Raw genomic sequence first — 16,334 nt, 5'->3', positions numbered from 1 at the left:
TTTTTAGTTAATATACTACACATTCTAAAAAAAATGCGCCCCTAAATTAACAACTAAACAATTACCCTGTTCAGAGTAAAAAACTACCATACTAAATCATTCTAACCCAATTGCCATTTTAAACTAAAAAGAAACCAATTATTAACCGTTTATCTTCTTGATTAAAAACAAAAAAGCCTTGCAAAAACAAGACTTTCATTTTATAAAAACTAAGATTGAACGCTAAGAATACTGCTTCTCATAATACTTCGAATATTCGCCCGAAGTTACATTATGCAACCAAACTTCATTGGCAAGAAACCAATCTATAGTTTGTTCCAAACCTTCTTCAAAAGTAACTGAAGGCTTCCAACCCAATTCCGAATTGATTTTAGAAGCATCAATAGCATACCTCAAATCGTGGCCAGGTCGGTCTTTTACATAAGTAATCAACTTCTCGGAAGTCCCGGAAGCCCTACCTAATTTACCATCCATTTTTTGACAAAGTAATTTCACCAAGTCAATATTTCGCCATTCATTAAAACCACCAATATTGTAGGTTTCGTGATTGCGTCCTTCATGGAAAACCAAATCAATTGCAATAGCATGATCAATAACATACAACCAATCACGGGTGTAATTTCCATCACCATAAACCGGCAAAGACTTGTTATTAATAATGTTATTGATAAAAAGCGGAATTAACTTCTCCGGAAAATGATTTGGTCCGTAGTTGTTTGAACAATTCGTAATCACATAAGGCAAACCATAAGTTTCTCCATACGCACGAACAAAATGATCTGAACTTGCTTTAGAAGCCGAGTAAGGAGAATTCGGGTCATAAGGCGTAGTCTCTGTAAACAAACCCGTTGCACCCAAACTGCCATAAACCTCATCGGTACTGACATGGTAAAACCTTTTGTCTTCAAACTTAGCTGCCCAAATGGTTTTTGCGGCATTCAATAAATTCATCGTGCCAAAAACATTGGTTTTAACAAACGCTAAAGGATCAGTTATAGAGCGATCTACATGGGATTCTGCAGCCAAATGAATTACGCCATCAAACTGGTGTTTTTGAAACAAATCATTGATAAAATCTGCATCAACTATATCTCCTTTAATAAAAGTGTAATTAGGTGTTTGCTCGATATCTGCAATATTTTCTAAATTTCCGGCATAAGTCAAGGCATCCAAATTAAATATTTGATACGCCGGATACTTAGTCACAAAACGACGAACTACATGAGAACCAATAAACCCTGCGCCACCCGTTATTAAAATCTTTTTCATTTTTTAAATCGTAATTCGTAATATATAATTCGTAATTCTTTACAATCTCCCATCTGCCTTTTCATTCAAAACACCTTTAACATCAAACAAAACGCCATTGGCTTTTTTCAATTTAGACAAATCAATCGTTACAAATTCTTGATGCGCTACACCCAAAACAATAGCATCAAAAGTATCGGCAGGCAAATCATTTGTCGTTACCAATTGGTACTCATGCTTCACTTCAGAAGGTTTGGCCCAAGGATCAAAAATGGTAACAGCGATACCATAATCTTCCAGAGCATGCACTACATCAACTATCTTCGTATTGCGTACATCGGGACAATTTTCTTTAAAAGTAATGCCTAACATCAACAATTTGGCCCCATTTATAGCAACGCCTTTTTTAATCATTAGCTTAACTACTTGAGAAGCTACATATTCGCCCATACTATCATTCAATCGTCTTCCGGCCAAAATAATTTCGGGATGATAGCCTTTTTCTTGTGCTTTTTGCGCCAAATAATAAGGATCAACTCCAATACAATGTCCACCAACCAATCCCGGTTTGAACGGCAAAAAGTTCCACTTAGTTCCGGCAGCTTCTAAAACGGCATGGGTATCAATTTCCAATAAATTAAAAATTTTAGCCAACTCATTTACAAAAGCAATATTAATATCACGTTGCGAATTCTCAATCACTTTGGCGGCTTCAGCCACTTTTATAGAAGGTGCTAAATGCGTGCCGGCAATAATAACCGACTTGTATAAATCATTTACTTTCTGACCGATTTCCGGTGTAGAACCCGAAGTTACTTTTAGGATTTTCTCTACCGTATGTTCTTTATCGCCCGGATTAATTCTTTCCGGAGAATAGCCTGCGAAGAAATCAATATTGAATTTCAAGCCACTCACTCTTTCCAAAACAGGAATACACTCTTCCTCAGTAACTCCCGGATAAACCGTTGATTCATAGATGACGATATCCCCTTTTTTCAATACTTTCCCAACAGTTTCACTCGACTTATAAAGCGGCGTTAAATCGGGACGATTGTTTTTGTCAACCGGCGTAGGAACCGTTACTATATAATAATTGCAATCTTTGATATCGGCAATGTTATTGCTGCAAAAAAGGCCGTTAGCATCATTACTTGAGGTAACAAGAACTGCATTTAAAGTTTCCTTATCTATTTCCAAAGTGGAATCAACCCCGGAGTTCAATTCCTGAATTCTATTTTGATTAATATCAAAACCAACAACCGGATACTTTGTAGCAAACAATCTTGCTAATGGCAAACCCACATATCCTAACCCTATAACAGCAATTTTAATATTCATTATTATATATTTTTTTTGATATCCTCTGTCTCCTATTTTTTATTCTACAAAACCAACAACTGACAATTAACTGCCAATAGATTGGTAAACAAATCCAATTGCTCTCAACTTATCAGCATCTAATAGATTTCTACCGTCAAATATAAAGGCAGGCTTCAACATGCTGTCATATATTTTTTCCCAATCGTAATCTTTAAACTCATCCCATTCCGTCAATATCGCTACAGCATGTGAGTTTTCGCAAGCGGTATATGGATTGTCGAAAGTCACAATGTGTTTTTCATTATCAGCAGGTTTTCTGGTATTCAAATAATCTAAATCAGACAACACTTGTTGGTGACCAACTTTAGGATCATAAAGCGCAATATTAGCTTGCTCATTAATCAAATCATCAGCAACATAAATCGCAGCAGATTCTCTGGTATCATTGGTGTCTTTTTTGAACGCCCAACCCAAGAAAGCAATCTTTTTTCCCGATACGGTATTGTACAAAGTTTGCACTATATTTCTGGAAAAACGTCTCTTTTGATGGTCATTCATGATAATGACTTGCTCCCAATAATCAGCCACTTCGTTTAATCCGAAAGCTTTAGAAATATAAACCAAATTCAAAATGTCTTTTTGAAAACAAGAACCGCCAAAACCAACGGAAGCCTTTAAGAATTTAGAACCAATTCTACTATCCATTCCGATAGCTTTGGCTACTTCATTCACGTTAGCCTCTGTTTTTTCACACAATTCCGACATCGCATTAATCGAAGAAACTCTTTGGGCTAAAAAAGCATTAGCCGTTAATTTCGACAATTCCGATGACCAAACATTGGTTTTCAAAATGCGTTCTTTAGGAACCCAATTCGCATAAACAGCTACCAAAGATTCGATTGCTTCTTGTCCTTCCGGCGTAGTTTCACCACCAATTAAAACCCTGTCAGGATTTAATAAATCTTGGACAGCAGTTCCTTCAGCAAGAAATTCGGGATTAGAAAGAATTTGGAACTGAACACCATTTCCGGTATTGTCTAGAATGCTTTTTAAAGCTTCTGCGGTTCTTACCGGTAAAGTAGATTTTTCAACAATAATTTTATCGTTTTTAGCTACTTTAGCAATTTGACGAGCACACAATTCTATATGTTTTAAATCGGCTGCCATTCCCTTTCCTGTACCATAGGTTTTGGTTGGTGTATTTACCGATATAAAAATCAATTCAGCTTCATCAATGGCTTTATCAACCTCGGTAGAAAAGAATAAATTTTTATTTCTGGTATTGGCTACAATTTCGTTCAATCCAGGCTCGTAAATAGGAATATTATTTACATCTTCATCATTCCAAGCCGCAATTCTGGCTTCATTTAAATCGACTACAGTCACTTTAATGTGTGGACATTTTTCGGCTATAACAGCCATGGTTGGTCCTCCAACATAACCTGCTCCGATACAACAAATATTAGTTATTTTCATTATCAATAGTAATTTTTAATCTTTTTTTAAATGCTTCCAATACCACGCAACTGCTTCTTTCAAACCATCTTGAAAAGAGAATTTCGGGTTATATTTTAGTAATTGTTTTGCCTTGTCAATACTGGCTAAAGAATGAGGAATATCACCTGCTCTGTTAGGGCCATACACCACCTCAATATCAGCTATCTTCGGGTCAAATTCCGACAAATATAATTTGAGGTATTTAACCATATCATTCAAAGTTGTTCTGTCTCCAAAAGCTGTGTTATAAACCGTATTCACCGCTTCCGGATTTTGAGTCAACATCGCCAACTCATTCATTTGAATCACATTATCTATATAAGTAAAGTCTCTTGAATAATTGCCATCGCCATTAATTACCGGACTTTCCTGTGCCATGAATTGCATAACAAATTTCGGAATCACAGCCGCATAAGCACCTTTGGGATCTTGTCTTCTGCCATAAACATTAAAATAGCGCAATCCGATGGTTTCTAATCCATACGTTTTACCAAAAATTTCCGCATACAATTCGTTTACATACTTCGTAATGGCATAAGGAGAAAGTGGTTTCCCAATCTTATCTTCCACCTTAGGCAAACTCTCTGAATCTCCATAAGTAGAAGAACTAGCCGCATAAACAAATCTTTTCACACCGGCATCTCTTGAAGCCACGAGCATATTTAAAAACCCGGAAACATTCACCTCATTACTGGTAATTGGATCATTGATAGAACGAGGCACCGAACCCAAAGCCGCTTGATGTAAAACAAAATCTATATTTTTCACTGCTTCATTACAAGTCTCAATATTTCTAATATCACCTTCTATCAACTTAAAATTTTCATGGTTTAAAAATCCTGCAATGTTGTGTCGGTGACCGGTTGCAAAATTATCTAAGCAAGTAACCAAATAGCCTTTGCCTAAAAAATAGTCACAAAGGTTTGAACCTATAAATCCCGCACCTCCGGTTATGAGAATTGCTTTTGCATTATCTATCATGACTTGAATCTTTTTAGTAGTCTGTATTTCCATTTGGCAAAGAATCCGTTTGGTTCATCATCTTCATGATAACCACTACCGTAACCATAGCCATAACTGTAGCCGTAGCCATAACCATAGCCATAACCAACACCATATTTGGCTTTATTTTCATAGCCGTTAAAAATAATGCTCACATTGTTCAACTCACCGCGTTTGGTTCTGTTGTTTAAAAGTGTCAACATTTCTTTTTTGGTAAAATTTTGACGAACGATATATAAGGTAACATCACAAAACTGAGCCAACTCTAAAGCATCCGAAACCAAACCAACCGGTGGAGTATCCAAAATAATATAATCGTAATCCTCCTTGAGACGCGCAATCATTTCCTTCATGGAATCACCAAGAATTAACTCCGATGGATTGGGCGGAATTGGTCCAGATGTGATTACATCAAGATAAGGAATGTGTGTATGCTGAATAACTTCGTCTAATGTTTTTTGACCAATCAAATAATTCACCGCTCCGATATCATTTTGAATATTGAAATCATCAAAAATCTTAGGTTTTCTTAAATCGAGACCTAATATGATGGTCTTTTTCTCGCTCAAAGCAAAAACGGTCGCTATATTGATAGAACAGAATGTTTTTCCTTCTCCACTGACAGAAGAAGTCAACATCAAAGTTTTGGTTCCTTCTATGCTTTGCTTTTTGTATAAAAATTGTAAAGACGAACGAATGGCTCTAAAGGACTCCGAAAGTGCCGATTTTGGTCTTTCAAAAACAGATAAATTGGTTTCAGAATGTTTCACTCCCACAATTCCGATTAATGGCAATTGTGTTAAGCTTGAAATATCTTCAATATTCTGAATAGAGTTACTGATAAAGAAAATAAAGAAAACCAATACCAATGGAATTAACAATCCCATAAAAAATGCCAAAACATAATTGACACCGGTTTTTGGTCCTAATAAACCACCACCAACATCTTTGGCCGGATCAATGAATTTAATATCTGATAAATTGGCCGCTTTTACGATAGAAGCTTCACTCCTTTTTTGCAAAAAGGTGTTGTAAATGTTATCGCTTAAATTGTATTTTCTAGAGAGCTTTAACCATTCTTGCTTGTTTTCAGGAAGCGTACTGATTTCACCTTCTACCTTTTGAATTTTTTGATTGACAAGCCTTAAATCATACTCTAACGCAATTCGCAATGAATTACCATTTTCCAACAACACTTTTTTAACCGATTGAATTTCGTTGTCTATTCTTTCATAATAAACATCACCTTTGATGGAATAAGCTAACTGTGATCTTTGGATAGACAAATCAATTAACTTACTAACATTACCGGTAATATTTGGTTCCTCAATACCGGCAACTGTTGGCGCAGGTAATTTTGAAAAATCCACACTGTTTTTGAGGTAATTTTTTAATAAGTTGAGATAGGCTATCTTTCTTTCCACTTCATCTTTCTGCTTGTCATAATCTATCAACTGACTTTTGTAAGTGACTCCGCCTTCTTCAATGTCAAGAATATTATTGGATTTACTGAAAGTTTTTAAGTCATCACCCGAATCTTTTAATTGTTCTTCCATTTTCACCAAGGTTTCATCAATAAAATTGATCGTATTCTCGGCAAATTGGTTTTTACTTTCAAGCTGTCTTTTGATTAAAACGTCTACGGTAGCGTTTAAGTATGCAACCATTCTGGATTTGTTAGTTCCTTCCATACTTAACCTAAGTATAGAACCGGCTCTTTCATCCACATCAACACGAACACCTTTTAAAGAAGAAACAGTATTGTCAAAGGAATTGAAACGAATTAATATCTCTTCCCCAAAGTTTTTACTAGGATCTTTGGACAAATTTAATTTCCAATGTAGGAAAGGCAGATTGACTTCTTGCCCTATTTTAAAAGTTCTTTTAAATTCAGCATTGGGAACAGGAACAACTGATTTAGTATTGTCTTTGTAACGAATCACTCCTGCATTACTTGCTTGAAACGGAATGGTAATTTGATAGGTGTCGTTGGACAGCATTTTTACTCTGACAAACTGTTCATACAATTGGTCTTTACTTTTATCTATTACTACTTCGAATGGTACTTCACCATAAACATCTTGTAAAAAATATTTCGTCTGTTTGAAATAATCGATATAAAATCCTAACCTGTCTACTACTAGTTCGTTGTGAGATCTTGATTTCAAGGTAGTAGAAATCATTTGTACTTTATCCGAAGTACCACCCCAATTAAATACTAAACTCGTATTGGCAGTAAAAAAGGGATTATTCTCTTCTTGAACAGCTATTGTAGTATCAATCCCGTAAATTTTTTGCTTTCTGACATTAACTTGGTGCGCAATGGAAAAAGCAATAATTAAACCAACAACAAACCATTTCCAATAGCTCAATGTTTTAATTAAAAAACCCTTAAAATCAAAGCTATTTTGTTTATCAAAAAAAGTAAAATCTTTTACGTCTAACATGAAAATAGGTGTTAATTATTAAGCAGCAAATAAGTAGTGGTTGCTAAAGACAATAAAGTTACTATAGTGGTCAAGGATTCGATTCCTGTTTTTCCTGTTCCCCATGTTTTTTGTTTCAGAGGTTTTACATAGATGTAATCATTGGGTTGAAGAAAAAATACAGGTGAATTTACCGCTTTACTATCGGTCAAATCTATGCTGAAAGTTTCACTACCCTGAGGAAAGCTTCTTATTACTTTTACATCTTTTCTATCTCCTGTTATGGATATATCTCCAGCATTTGCAATGGCTTCCATGATGTTAACTTTATCTTGGTATAAAGTTTTAGTACCCATACTGCCCACTTCTCCATTTATGGTATACCTGAATCCGGATAGTTTCACTATTACAAAAATTCCGGCTTCATTTTTAAAAAATTTTTCGAAAAGCAACTTCTCAATCTTAAGTCTAACTTCCTCAGTGGTATAACCTAAAACGTTTAGTTCACCTAAAACAGGCAATCTTATGTTTCCATGATCATCAACAGAATAACCATTCAAATAGTTACTTTGTTCTCCGACAGAGCCAACAGTTTGTCCTCCGGTAGGATTAAATATTTCAACCAATTTAGGATCTACGGCTCTGATAGCAATATTTACCAAATCATTGGTTTGCAAACGATAAGGTTTTTGATTTGAAGGAGTTACCGCCGCATTTGTACCATCGTTTTTATTTTGAAGATAAATCAAATCCTTGGTAGGAACGCAAGAGGTCAATAAAATACTAAAGAGAAAAAATAAATATATATTGGGTTTATTCATTAGTTTTTAGAAAAAATTAGCAAACAAAGATAGATTTTTCAAATCTAAATACAAAAATGTAGTATGCTATTATTTTTTTATAAATTTTTCAAAGAATTTTCAAAAGGAACCCTATTCAAAATACTTCTCCCTAAAGTCACCTCATCAGCATATTCCAATTCATCTCCTACCGCAATTCCTCTGGCGATGGTAGATGTCTTTATCTCTAAATCTTTGATTTGTTTGAATATATAAAAATTAGTTGTATCACCTTCCATCGTTGAACTTAAGGCAAAAATCAATTCTTCTGTTTGTCCCAATTTTACTTTTTCTACCAAAGAATTAATGTTCAACTGACTTGGACCAACGCCGTCAATTGGAGAAATCTTGCCACCCAAAACATGGTAAATCCCTTTGAATTGATTGGTATTTTCAATTGCCATTACATCGCGTACATCTTCCACCACACAGATAATTTTGTGATTTCTTGCAGGGTTATTGCAAATTTCACATACTTCTACATCTGAAATGTTGTGACAAGTTTTACAAAACTTAATTTCCTCACGCATGGTTGTTAACGCTTGAGACAAAAACCGGGTTTGTTCTACAGGCTGTTTCAGTAAATGCAACACCAATCGCAAGGCCGTTCGCTTTCCTATTCCTGGTAATTGCGCTATTTCGTTGACCGCTTTTTCTAAAAGTTTTGATGAGAATTCCATGGGGCAAAAATAACAAAATAGTCCTGAACGTTCGAGATAGATTATTAGAATTTTAGATTGTTCGTCAGATAATTGTTATCAACATTTATTCTTTACAAATAACCCAATAACCAAATCAACTCATTGACATTTTTTAGTATTTTGGCTTACTATAAAATCCAACTTATGTCACCAACGACCATCTTAATTATCATCGTCATTTACTTCGGGTTACTGATTTTGATTTCCAATATTGTAAGCAAAAAAGGAAGTGATAACGACACTTTTTTCAAAGCCAATAAAAACTCGAAATGGTATTTGGTGGCCTTTGGAATGATTGGCACTGCGCTTTCGGGTGTGACTTTTATTTCGGTTCCGGGCGAAGTGGGCAATCCCGATTTGCAGTTTAAATATTTCCAATTTGTTTTAGGTAACGCTATTGGTTTTTTAATCATTGCCAAAGTCTTGCTACCGCTGTATTACCGTATGAATCTAACTTCGATTTATAGTTATATTGAACAACGATTGGGCACAATAAGTTATAAAACCGCGGCTTCTATTTTCTTAATCAGCCGAACGATTGGCTCGGCTTTCCGATTGTATTTGGTGGTGATTGTATTGCAACGCTATGTGTTTGATGCTTTCAACATTCCTTTTGCTTTAACGGTTTTAATTTCACTCGGATTGATTTTCGCGTACACGTATCGTGGCGGTTTGAAAACGATTATTATTACTGATACTTTGCAAACTTTCTTCTTAGTTTCATCAGTATTTCTGACCATTATTTTCATTTGCAATAGTTTGGATTTATCCTTTTTTCAAGCTTTTGAAACGGTTAAAGAAAGTAACTATTCTAAAATTTTCTTTTTCGAAGATTATTTGAAAGGTAATTATTTTTGGAAACAAGTGCTTGGCGGCATATTTGTAACCATTGCCATGGTTGGTCTTGATCAGGATTTGATGCAAAAGAATTTAAGTTGTAAAAACATAGGCGAAGCACAAAAAAACATGTTCACTTTCACCGGAATATTTGTGCTGATTAATATTTTCTTTTTGAGTGTTGGTGCACTCCTTTATATGTATGCAGAAAAAAACGGTATCGCAGTTCCGATGGTTGATGGCGTAGCACGAACCGACTTTTTATTCCCTGAAATTGCCTTAAATCATCTGGGCGTAATTCCGGCAGTAGTATTTTTATTGGGATTGACTGCAGCGACTTTTGCCACAACCGATAGTGCTTTGACAGCCTTAACAACTTCATTTTGCGTAGATTTTTTAGGCATGGATAAAGCTGAAAACCAAAACAAACCCAACATTGTTAGAACGCGTCATTGGGTTCATATTGGATTTTCGTTTCTGATGTTTTTGGTGATTATCTTATTCAATACGGTAAACGACGCTTCGGTAGTAAAAATGATTTTCAAGATTGCGTCTTACACCTACGGACCACTTTTAGGGCTGTATGCCTTTGGGTTATTTGTGAAATCAAAAACGGTTCATGACAAATTCGTACCCTTGGTTTGTGTGATTTCGCCGGCGATTTGCTTTTTTATCAGCAAATATTCTGCGGAGTTATTGGGAAATTACACTATAGATAACGAGTTGATTATAGTGAATGGTTTAATCACTTTTATCGGATTGCTTTTGATTAGCAAACCGGCGACGGAAAACACCCGATATTAAAAAGGCTTCCCTTTTAGCCCCGGTTGTAGTGGAAATCATCCCGATTTATCGGGATATTGTAACGGAAAACGGGAAATACCATTCCAAATAAAACCCGAACCATTCGCTCCTAGTACTGATTTGTAGCTAACAAAACCAACGTACAAGCAACCTCAACCTTAATTCCATTGCCTTGCAACAATTGGTAAAACTCAGGATTTTCGGTTCCCGGATTGAAGATAACGCGTTTGGGTTTGGTTTCAATAATATAGTTGTAATAATCACGTTGGCGCACCGGATTTAAATATAAAGTCACCGTGTCAATATTCTTTAACGGAATATTTTTAGTTCTGATGGCAACTCCGGCTACTTCTCCTTGATTTTGACCGATGGCCAACACCGAATGTCCTTTTTCAACTAACATAGTGATGGCTTTGAAGGCATATCGTTCGGGTTTTGTCGTAGCGCCGAGCACGAGTGTTTTCTTGTTTTTCATAGCGCAAATTTAACGAATAATGTTTTTAATTTAACGCTTACTTTTATTCTTTACCTATCTTTGTTGCCGATTCGAATTATTAGAAAAAATGGAAATCTTTTTGAATACTTTTTTTGTGCTGTTGGGTGCTTTGTTTTCGGTTTTGAACCCCATTGGTGCCATCCCTTTCTTTGTTGGTTTAACGCAAGATTACAACAAAACCGAACGCTTTCGGGTATCGCTTTTAACCGCCGTAAATGTTTGTATCATTTTATTAATCTCCTTTTTTATTGGCGAATATGTTTTGAGCTTTTTTGGGATTACGATTTCGGCACTTAGAATTGCGGGCGGTATTTTGATTGCCAGCTCCGGATTTGGTTTGCTGAATGCCAATCCGAAAAAGCGAAAAGGAATCAGCAAAGAAGTAGAAGAAGATTTGCAAAACAGGAATTCAATTGCGTTAACACCGTTGGCGATGCCAATGTTAGCCGGACCGGGTTCGATTTCGCTATTGATTGCTTTTAACCAAGACCACGATTCTACCCCGGAAATTTTATCTTCTGTCATTTCCATCATCATAGTCTCTTTATTGATTTTTTTAATTTTGAGAAGCGCTCATTATTTGGCTAAATATCTTGGTGCTTCCGGAATTGTGGCCATTTCCAGAATAGTTGGTTTTTTGACCGTTGCTATTGGAATTCAGTACATTATTAGTGCGGTTTTGAGTATCATCAGAGGAATATAATCAATTAAGAATAACGAATAAAAAAAGTCCACAATTTAGACGATTTTGGGCTTTTTAATTGATTTTATTTTTCAAGAATTATTCTTTAGGCAGGAAAATTTCCGCCATCATACAACGCGCACTTCCCCCGCCGCAAGCTTCAATAGTATCTAAACTCGAGTGAATTATTTCGACATGTGCTTCAAGTTGTGCAATTTGCTTTTTGGTCAAACTTTTATAAGCTGACTCGCTCATTACTAAGAATCGTTCATCGTTTTTACCTTTTACTTCAAGCATGTTTCCGGCGAAGTTGTTGACTTGGTCTTCGGTGATTAAAATCACTTCTTTATCATCGCCACGAAGGCTGTCTAAGACCATTTTGCGTTCTTTTTTGTCATCGATACAATCGGCACAAATGACGGCAAAGGTATCACCTAAAGTCATCATGACATTAGTATGGTAGATTAGTTTTCTTTCACCGTTAACGGTTTGGAACGCTTCAAAAATCACCGGAGTAAATTCGAAATCTTCACAGAATTCAATCATCAATTCTTCATCGGCTCTTGGAGATAAAGCACAATAAGCTTTCCCGTTTTCACGGTCTAAAAGCAAACTTCCGGTTCCTTCGAGGAAAACATTGTCTTCTTCGGCCAAGGTATAATCCATGATTTCGTTGATTTCGAAGCCATCATCTTCCAAAATATCGAGGATATCTTCTCTTCTTTCGGCGCGACGGTTTTCGGCAAACATCGGATATAAAACCACATCACCGTTTTCGTGAAATGAAATCCAGTTGTTTGGAAAAATACTATCGGGCGTATTCGGTTCCAAAGTATCTTCGACTACCACAACGTTCACGCCTACTTTTCGCAACTTGTTTACAAAAGTATCAAACTCAGCCTGTGCTTTGGCGTTTACGGTTTCGGGCGATAGTCCATCGAGTACTTTTTGGTAATAATTGTTTACCGCCGTTTGTTCATTCATGCGAAACGCCACCGGACGAATCATTAATATGGAATTGGTAGTTTGTTTCATTTTTTTGGTTGTATGTTGTCGGTTTTCTGTTTTCTGTTATCGGTTCTCTGTTTTCAGTAAAAAAAATCAGGTTTTCCAGTTTTCTTCGACGTATTTTATAAAGTTAAAAATTTTTGCTCCTAGTATATCATAATCATTGATAAATTTTAAATTATCAGGAATTAATCCTTCGTATAAATTATGTATTTTCTCCAAATGACCTTTTGTTTCCAGACAACTTGAATGGCTAAAAACTAAAAACCTGATAAAATCTGCTTTATATCTTTTTCGCCCGTAACCTTCAATAATATTAGAAACCACAGAATCAGATGATCTTCTTAATTGGCTTCCCAATTCATAAAGTTCATACTTTGGCAAAAGTAAAGTTGCCGGATGAACTTGATAGAACAAATCTAAAGCAATCTTGTAAATGTCTAAATCTTTGTAACTATTCATTATTAGAATTTTAACAGACAACAGAGAACCGATAACAGAAAACTAATCTCTAATCAACGGCAAAGTCGAACACCTCAACAATCCTTCTTGTTTGGCAATCTCTGCGTATGGTATTTCTTCTACGATAAATCCGTTATCGCGAAGCCAATTGTTTAATCTGGTGAAGTTTTTTTCAGAAACTACCACATTGTCATCTATGGAAAACACATTGGAATTCATGTCGTACATTTCGTCACGCGTAATATGGAACAAGTTGTCTTTGCCAAATAATTTGACCAAAAAAACATAATCCGATTCTTGACGGAAACCACTTTTGTAAATGATGCCTTTGTTTTTACCAACCGGTTGAAAACAACAGTCTAAATGTAGTGCATTATCGCGAGCTTCCAACTTAGATTTTACCAAATCAAACTCTTTGACTATTTTGTTTGGAAATAATTCCTTGATATAATTTACACCTTGAATGTTGGTACGAGCCGTAATATAATCTTTATAATCGGAACCTTTGTAAGTGCCAATAAAAATATAATCGTTCCAAAGCATTACATCGCCACCTTCGATATGCACTTCTTCGGGTGGACGAACCACTTTAGCCGGATTGATTTGGTCAATGACGTATTGAATAGCATCGAGTTCTCTTTCTCTATCAGGCAAAATATTAGCTTTGATGAAAATGTCGTCAATGACAAATCCGATGTCACGAGTGAAAATTTGATTGTAGTTTTCAATCATTTCCGGGCGGTAAACCTGCACATTGTATTTTTGGAACACTTGATTAAAGGCTTCCATTTCTTTGATCATGTCGGCTTCAATAGGATAAGTTCCGGCGAGAATGTGTTCTAATGATTTAGGATCATACGCTTCATCGGCGCTTGGTGTTGGACCATTGTTTACGGCTGAACCGAGCACTACGGCTCTTAATCTTGACGTTTCGTTTTTTACATTGAGTTGTAACATAAATTAGCTTTTGGCTTTTGACAAATATAAAAAAGCTTCCCGATTAGGAGAAGCTTTGTTTATAAGTATTTCGAAGTAAAATTAATTCTTGATTAACTTCTCGGTATGAATTCGTCCATCGTCTGAAGTTATGTTGATGATATAAACTCCATTAGCATATCTACTAACGTCTAATTGGGTTTTATCGGTCATTTCTATATTTCTTTCTAAGACTGTTTTACCATCTATAGAAGTAACATTTACCTTGTTGAATTGGGCATTTTTCATCACAATGTCAATAGTATTACTTGATGGATTCGGAATAATAGCGAAACCATTGGTCAGTTTGATTAAATTAACCACACCATCATCAACCGCTGATTTGGTTGTTGAAACATTTGTATTTTGATTTTGTGCTTTATACTCAAAATCAGCCGTACAACCTTCGGGATAAGCGACAAATTGCGACCCTAAAACAGCTTCAAAACCGGGATTTAATTCAACATAATTTGCGGCATGATAAACAACTCCATTGGCTAAAACGTTGTCACCGACTGACACAATATTAGCGGCTTTGATCCAATCCGACCTTTCTTTTTCTTTAGTAGTGGCAGTTGCCAAATTATTGAGGTTATCTGCAGGTGAAACTAGCGTTAGTGTTGGTTGACAACAATTGTCAAAAGTGACATCGGCACCAACATTAGCCGAGTTATCTGAGATATCATAAATAAATGTTCCCGCCGGGCAATTGACATTGAAAGTACCATTGACTTGGAATTCAAAATCGCCTGATGGACTGGCACCAAACAAACTTGGATTAACGTTAAAACAATAAGTACTTGACGTTAAAGTTGTTGGCGTTGCCATACTTCCTATCACCACGTTGTTTTGTAAAATATTTAATGAGATAGTATTTACCGTCGCATTAACCGGTGGCTGGTAAGTACCACAAACTTGTATTGGCGTACTACCGGTCATATCAGGACAATTGATATTAGTTGGATCTGTACTTAAAGCGCCTAATTGAGGAACAGCACAAGTTAACCCACAAATATTATCGATATAAACAGTACCAAAGTGTGCTGAAGGCTCACAATCGCTTACCGTAAACTCGATTGTTCCCGGTTGGTTTAAAATATCTTGAACATTCAATCGGGCACAAATCCAGTTGGTATATAAAACCCTTCTGTTATTACTTACCACTAAAGTATTAAAAAGACAGTTGTCCGGATTCGCAATGATACAAATTTCATCTACTATATTATTGAATTGATCATAAACTCTTACTCTAAAAAATGGTTGTATAGGTTGACCGTGCGCCGGTTTATTGTCCATTATCAGCGAAAAATTAAAGTCAATTGTCGATTGATTAATGACCGGAAAGTATCTGGACATGGTAGTCACATCGGAAGAACCAAAACCATTAGCATTGTTTAACTTAATGGATTTTGTTCCTCCATTAGTATTTAACGTAGGCACATTTATTCCTAAACCTGCCAAAGTTGGATCGTATTGCTGATAACCTGCATTGGTACTGCTAATCAAAGTTATAGTTGAGCCAAAGTTGTTGGTACTCGGTGTCACCAAATTGGTTGCTGTTGCCGCTGTTGACATTGAACAAGACTGAAAAAATCCTGTACCGGTTGCCGGCTGTGGATAAGCATCAGACCAAAAAGTATAACCAGCAGTATTGGTTTCAAAATCACCATTGGTACAAGTTTGCATTACCGTTGGCGGTGGTGGTTTGGCAATATAACCGTCTTTTTTATCCGGATTTTCAAAAAAGAATAATTTTCTAAGCTCGTAAATCTTAGTATTAATTAAGGCTTTTTGAAATTCTTCTTCTGTGAATTCCTCTTCTTCTCGCAAATGCTTTATCACATCATCAGTAACTTCTTTTGATAATTTGTAGTTTTTAAAATTATCATTTACAAACCGTTGGATTTCGATTTCCGTTTTTTGGGACAAAGAAATCCTGCTGTCTTCTTCAGCCAGATATTGATCGAGCTGAGCCGAGACTGTAGCTGAATTGAGCACAACACAGCTGAGTAAAACTATTTTAAATATCTTGTGCAT

14 protein-coding genes are annotated in these 16,334 nt (G+C 35.9%); 2 read left to right on the top strand and 12 right to left on the bottom strand.

Going from position 1 to position 16,334, the window contains the following annotated elements:
• Positions 1-222: 222 nt before the first annotated feature.
• From rfbB to recR, 7 genes are all read right to left on the bottom strand, one after another.
• Complete coding sequence (rfbB, locus tag C8C84_RS07370) at positions 223-1,269, bottom strand: dTDP-glucose 4,6-dehydratase (protein ID WP_121312916.1); 1,047 nt, start codon at positions 1,267-1,269, stop codon at positions 223-225.
• 39 nt (positions 1,270-1,308) lie between these two features.
• Entirely contained in the window at positions 1,309-2,586 is a 1,278-nt protein-coding gene (locus tag C8C84_RS07365; RefSeq protein ID WP_199717105.1) for a nucleotide sugar dehydrogenase, read from the bottom strand.
• Between the two features lie 66 nt (positions 2,587-2,652).
• Positions 2,653-4,044: a UDP-glucose 6-dehydrogenase gene (locus tag C8C84_RS07360; RefSeq protein ID WP_121312915.1), complete on the bottom strand. Its 1,392-nt coding sequence runs from the start codon at positions 4,042-4,044 to the stop codon at positions 2,653-2,655.
• Between the two features lie 15 nt (positions 4,045-4,059).
• Positions 4,060-5,046 carry an SDR family oxidoreductase gene (locus tag C8C84_RS07355; protein ID WP_121312914.1) on the bottom strand — a complete coding sequence of 329 codons (987 nt, stop codon included), beginning with the start codon at positions 5,044-5,046 and terminating at the stop codon, positions 4,060-4,062.
• The gene (locus C8C84_RS07350; protein ID WP_121312913.1) at positions 5,043-7,514 is read right to left on the bottom strand and encodes an exopolysaccharide transport family protein; all 2,472 of its coding nucleotides are present in this window, start codon (positions 7,512-7,514) and stop codon (positions 5,043-5,045) included. The genes C8C84_RS07355 and C8C84_RS07350 overlap by 4 nt, the downstream gene beginning before the upstream one ends.
• 11 nt (positions 7,515-7,525) lie before the next feature.
• Positions 7,526-8,314, bottom strand: a complete 789-nt coding sequence (locus C8C84_RS07345) for a polysaccharide biosynthesis/export family protein (RefSeq protein WP_121312912.1) — start codon at positions 8,312-8,314, stop codon at positions 7,526-7,528.
• A gap of 77 nt (positions 8,315-8,391) precedes the next feature.
• Positions 8,392-9,012: a recombination mediator RecR gene (gene recR / locus C8C84_RS07340; protein WP_121312911.1), complete on the bottom strand. Its 621-nt coding sequence runs from the start codon at positions 9,010-9,012 to the stop codon at positions 8,392-8,394.
• Between the two features lie 165 nt (positions 9,013-9,177).
• Here recR and C8C84_RS07335 point away from each other — a divergent pair, with 165 nt between their 5' ends.
• Positions 9,178-10,674 carry a sodium:solute symporter gene (locus C8C84_RS07335; protein WP_121312910.1) on the top strand — a complete coding sequence of 499 codons (1,497 nt, stop codon included), beginning with the start codon at positions 9,178-9,180 and terminating at the stop codon, positions 10,672-10,674.
• Positions 10,675-10,783: 109 nt separating this feature from the next.
• Here C8C84_RS07335 and C8C84_RS07330 read toward each other — a convergent pair whose 3' ends face one another.
• Positions 10,784-11,149, bottom strand: a complete 366-nt coding sequence (locus C8C84_RS07330) for a CoA-binding protein (protein WP_121312909.1) — start codon at positions 11,147-11,149, stop codon at positions 10,784-10,786.
• A gap of 88 nt (positions 11,150-11,237) precedes the next feature.
• Between C8C84_RS07330 and C8C84_RS07325 the strand changes: the two genes are divergently transcribed.
• The gene (locus C8C84_RS07325) at positions 11,238-11,873 is read left to right on the top strand and encodes a MarC family NAAT transporter (RefSeq protein WP_121312908.1); all 636 of its coding nucleotides are present in this window, start codon (positions 11,238-11,240) and stop codon (positions 11,871-11,873) included.
• Positions 11,874-11,951: 78 nt separating this feature from the next.
• On the opposite strand, the gene ctlX is transcribed toward C8C84_RS07325, so the two are convergent.
• From ctlX to C8C84_RS07305, 4 genes are all read right to left on the bottom strand, one after another.
• Positions 11,952-12,887 carry a citrulline utilization hydrolase CtlX gene (gene ctlX, locus C8C84_RS07320; RefSeq protein WP_121312907.1) on the bottom strand — a complete coding sequence of 312 codons (936 nt, stop codon included), beginning with the start codon at positions 12,885-12,887 and terminating at the stop codon, positions 11,952-11,954.
• A 66-nt stretch (positions 12,888-12,953) separates the two neighbouring features.
• Positions 12,954-13,322, bottom strand: a complete 369-nt coding sequence (locus C8C84_RS07315; RefSeq protein ID WP_121312906.1) for a four helix bundle protein — start codon at positions 13,320-13,322, stop codon at positions 12,954-12,956.
• Between the two features lie 42 nt (positions 13,323-13,364).
• The gene (locus C8C84_RS07310) at positions 13,365-14,279 is read right to left on the bottom strand and encodes a dimethylarginine dimethylaminohydrolase family protein (protein ID WP_121312905.1); all 915 of its coding nucleotides are present in this window, start codon (positions 14,277-14,279) and stop codon (positions 13,365-13,367) included.
• 81 nt (positions 14,280-14,360) lie between these two features.
• Positions 14,361-16,334 carry a T9SS type A sorting domain-containing protein gene (locus C8C84_RS07305; protein WP_121312904.1) on the bottom strand — a complete coding sequence of 658 codons (1,974 nt, stop codon included), beginning with the start codon at positions 16,332-16,334 and terminating at the stop codon, positions 14,361-14,363.

Source organism: Flavobacterium sp. 102, from assembly GCF_003634615.1.
Lineage (GTDB): Bacteria > Bacteroidota > Bacteroidia > Flavobacteriales > Flavobacteriaceae > Flavobacterium.
This window is presented reverse-complemented; position numbering and strand designations above follow the sequence as displayed.

Coding starts and splice junctions, on each gene's coding strand:
- rfbB (WP_121312916.1), bottom strand. CDS start 1,269: ATGAAAAAGATTTTAATAACGGGTGGCGCAGGGTTTATTGGTTCTCAT.
- C8C84_RS07365 (WP_199717105.1), bottom strand. CDS start 2,586: ATGAATATTAAAATTGCTGTTATAGGGTTAGGATATGTGGGTTTGCCA.
- C8C84_RS07360 (WP_121312915.1), bottom strand. CDS start 4,044: ATGAAAATAACTAATATTTGTTGTATCGGAGCAGGTTATGTTGGAGGA.
- C8C84_RS07355 (WP_121312914.1), bottom strand. CDS start 5,046: ATGATAGATAATGCAAAAGCAATTCTCATAACCGGAGGTGCGGGATTT.
- C8C84_RS07350 (WP_121312913.1), bottom strand. CDS start 7,514: ATGTTAGACGTAAAAGATTTTACTTTTTTTGATAAACAAAATAGCTTT.
- C8C84_RS07345 (WP_121312912.1), bottom strand. CDS start 8,314: ATGAATAAACCCAATATATATTTATTTTTTCTCTTTAGTATTTTATTG.
- recR (WP_121312911.1), bottom strand. CDS start 9,012: ATGGAATTCTCATCAAAACTTTTAGAAAAAGCGGTCAACGAAATAGCG.
- C8C84_RS07335 (WP_121312910.1), top strand. CDS start 9,178: ATGTCACCAACGACCATCTTAATTATCATCGTCATTTACTTCGGGTTA.
- C8C84_RS07330 (WP_121312909.1), bottom strand. CDS start 11,149: ATGAAAAACAAGAAAACACTCGTGCTCGGCGCTACGACAAAACCCGAA.
- C8C84_RS07325 (WP_121312908.1), top strand. CDS start 11,238: ATGGAAATCTTTTTGAATACTTTTTTTGTGCTGTTGGGTGCTTTGTTT.
- ctlX (WP_121312907.1), bottom strand. CDS start 12,887: ATGAAACAAACTACCAATTCCATATTAATGATTCGTCCGGTGGCGTTT.
- C8C84_RS07315 (WP_121312906.1), bottom strand. CDS start 13,322: ATGAATAGTTACAAAGATTTAGACATTTACAAGATTGCTTTAGATTTG.
- C8C84_RS07310 (WP_121312905.1), bottom strand. CDS start 14,279: ATGTTACAACTCAATGTAAAAAACGAAACGTCAAGATTAAGAGCCGTA.
- C8C84_RS07305 (WP_121312904.1), bottom strand. CDS start 16,334: ATGCACAAGATATTTAAAATAGTTTTACTCAGCTGTGTTGTGCTCAAT.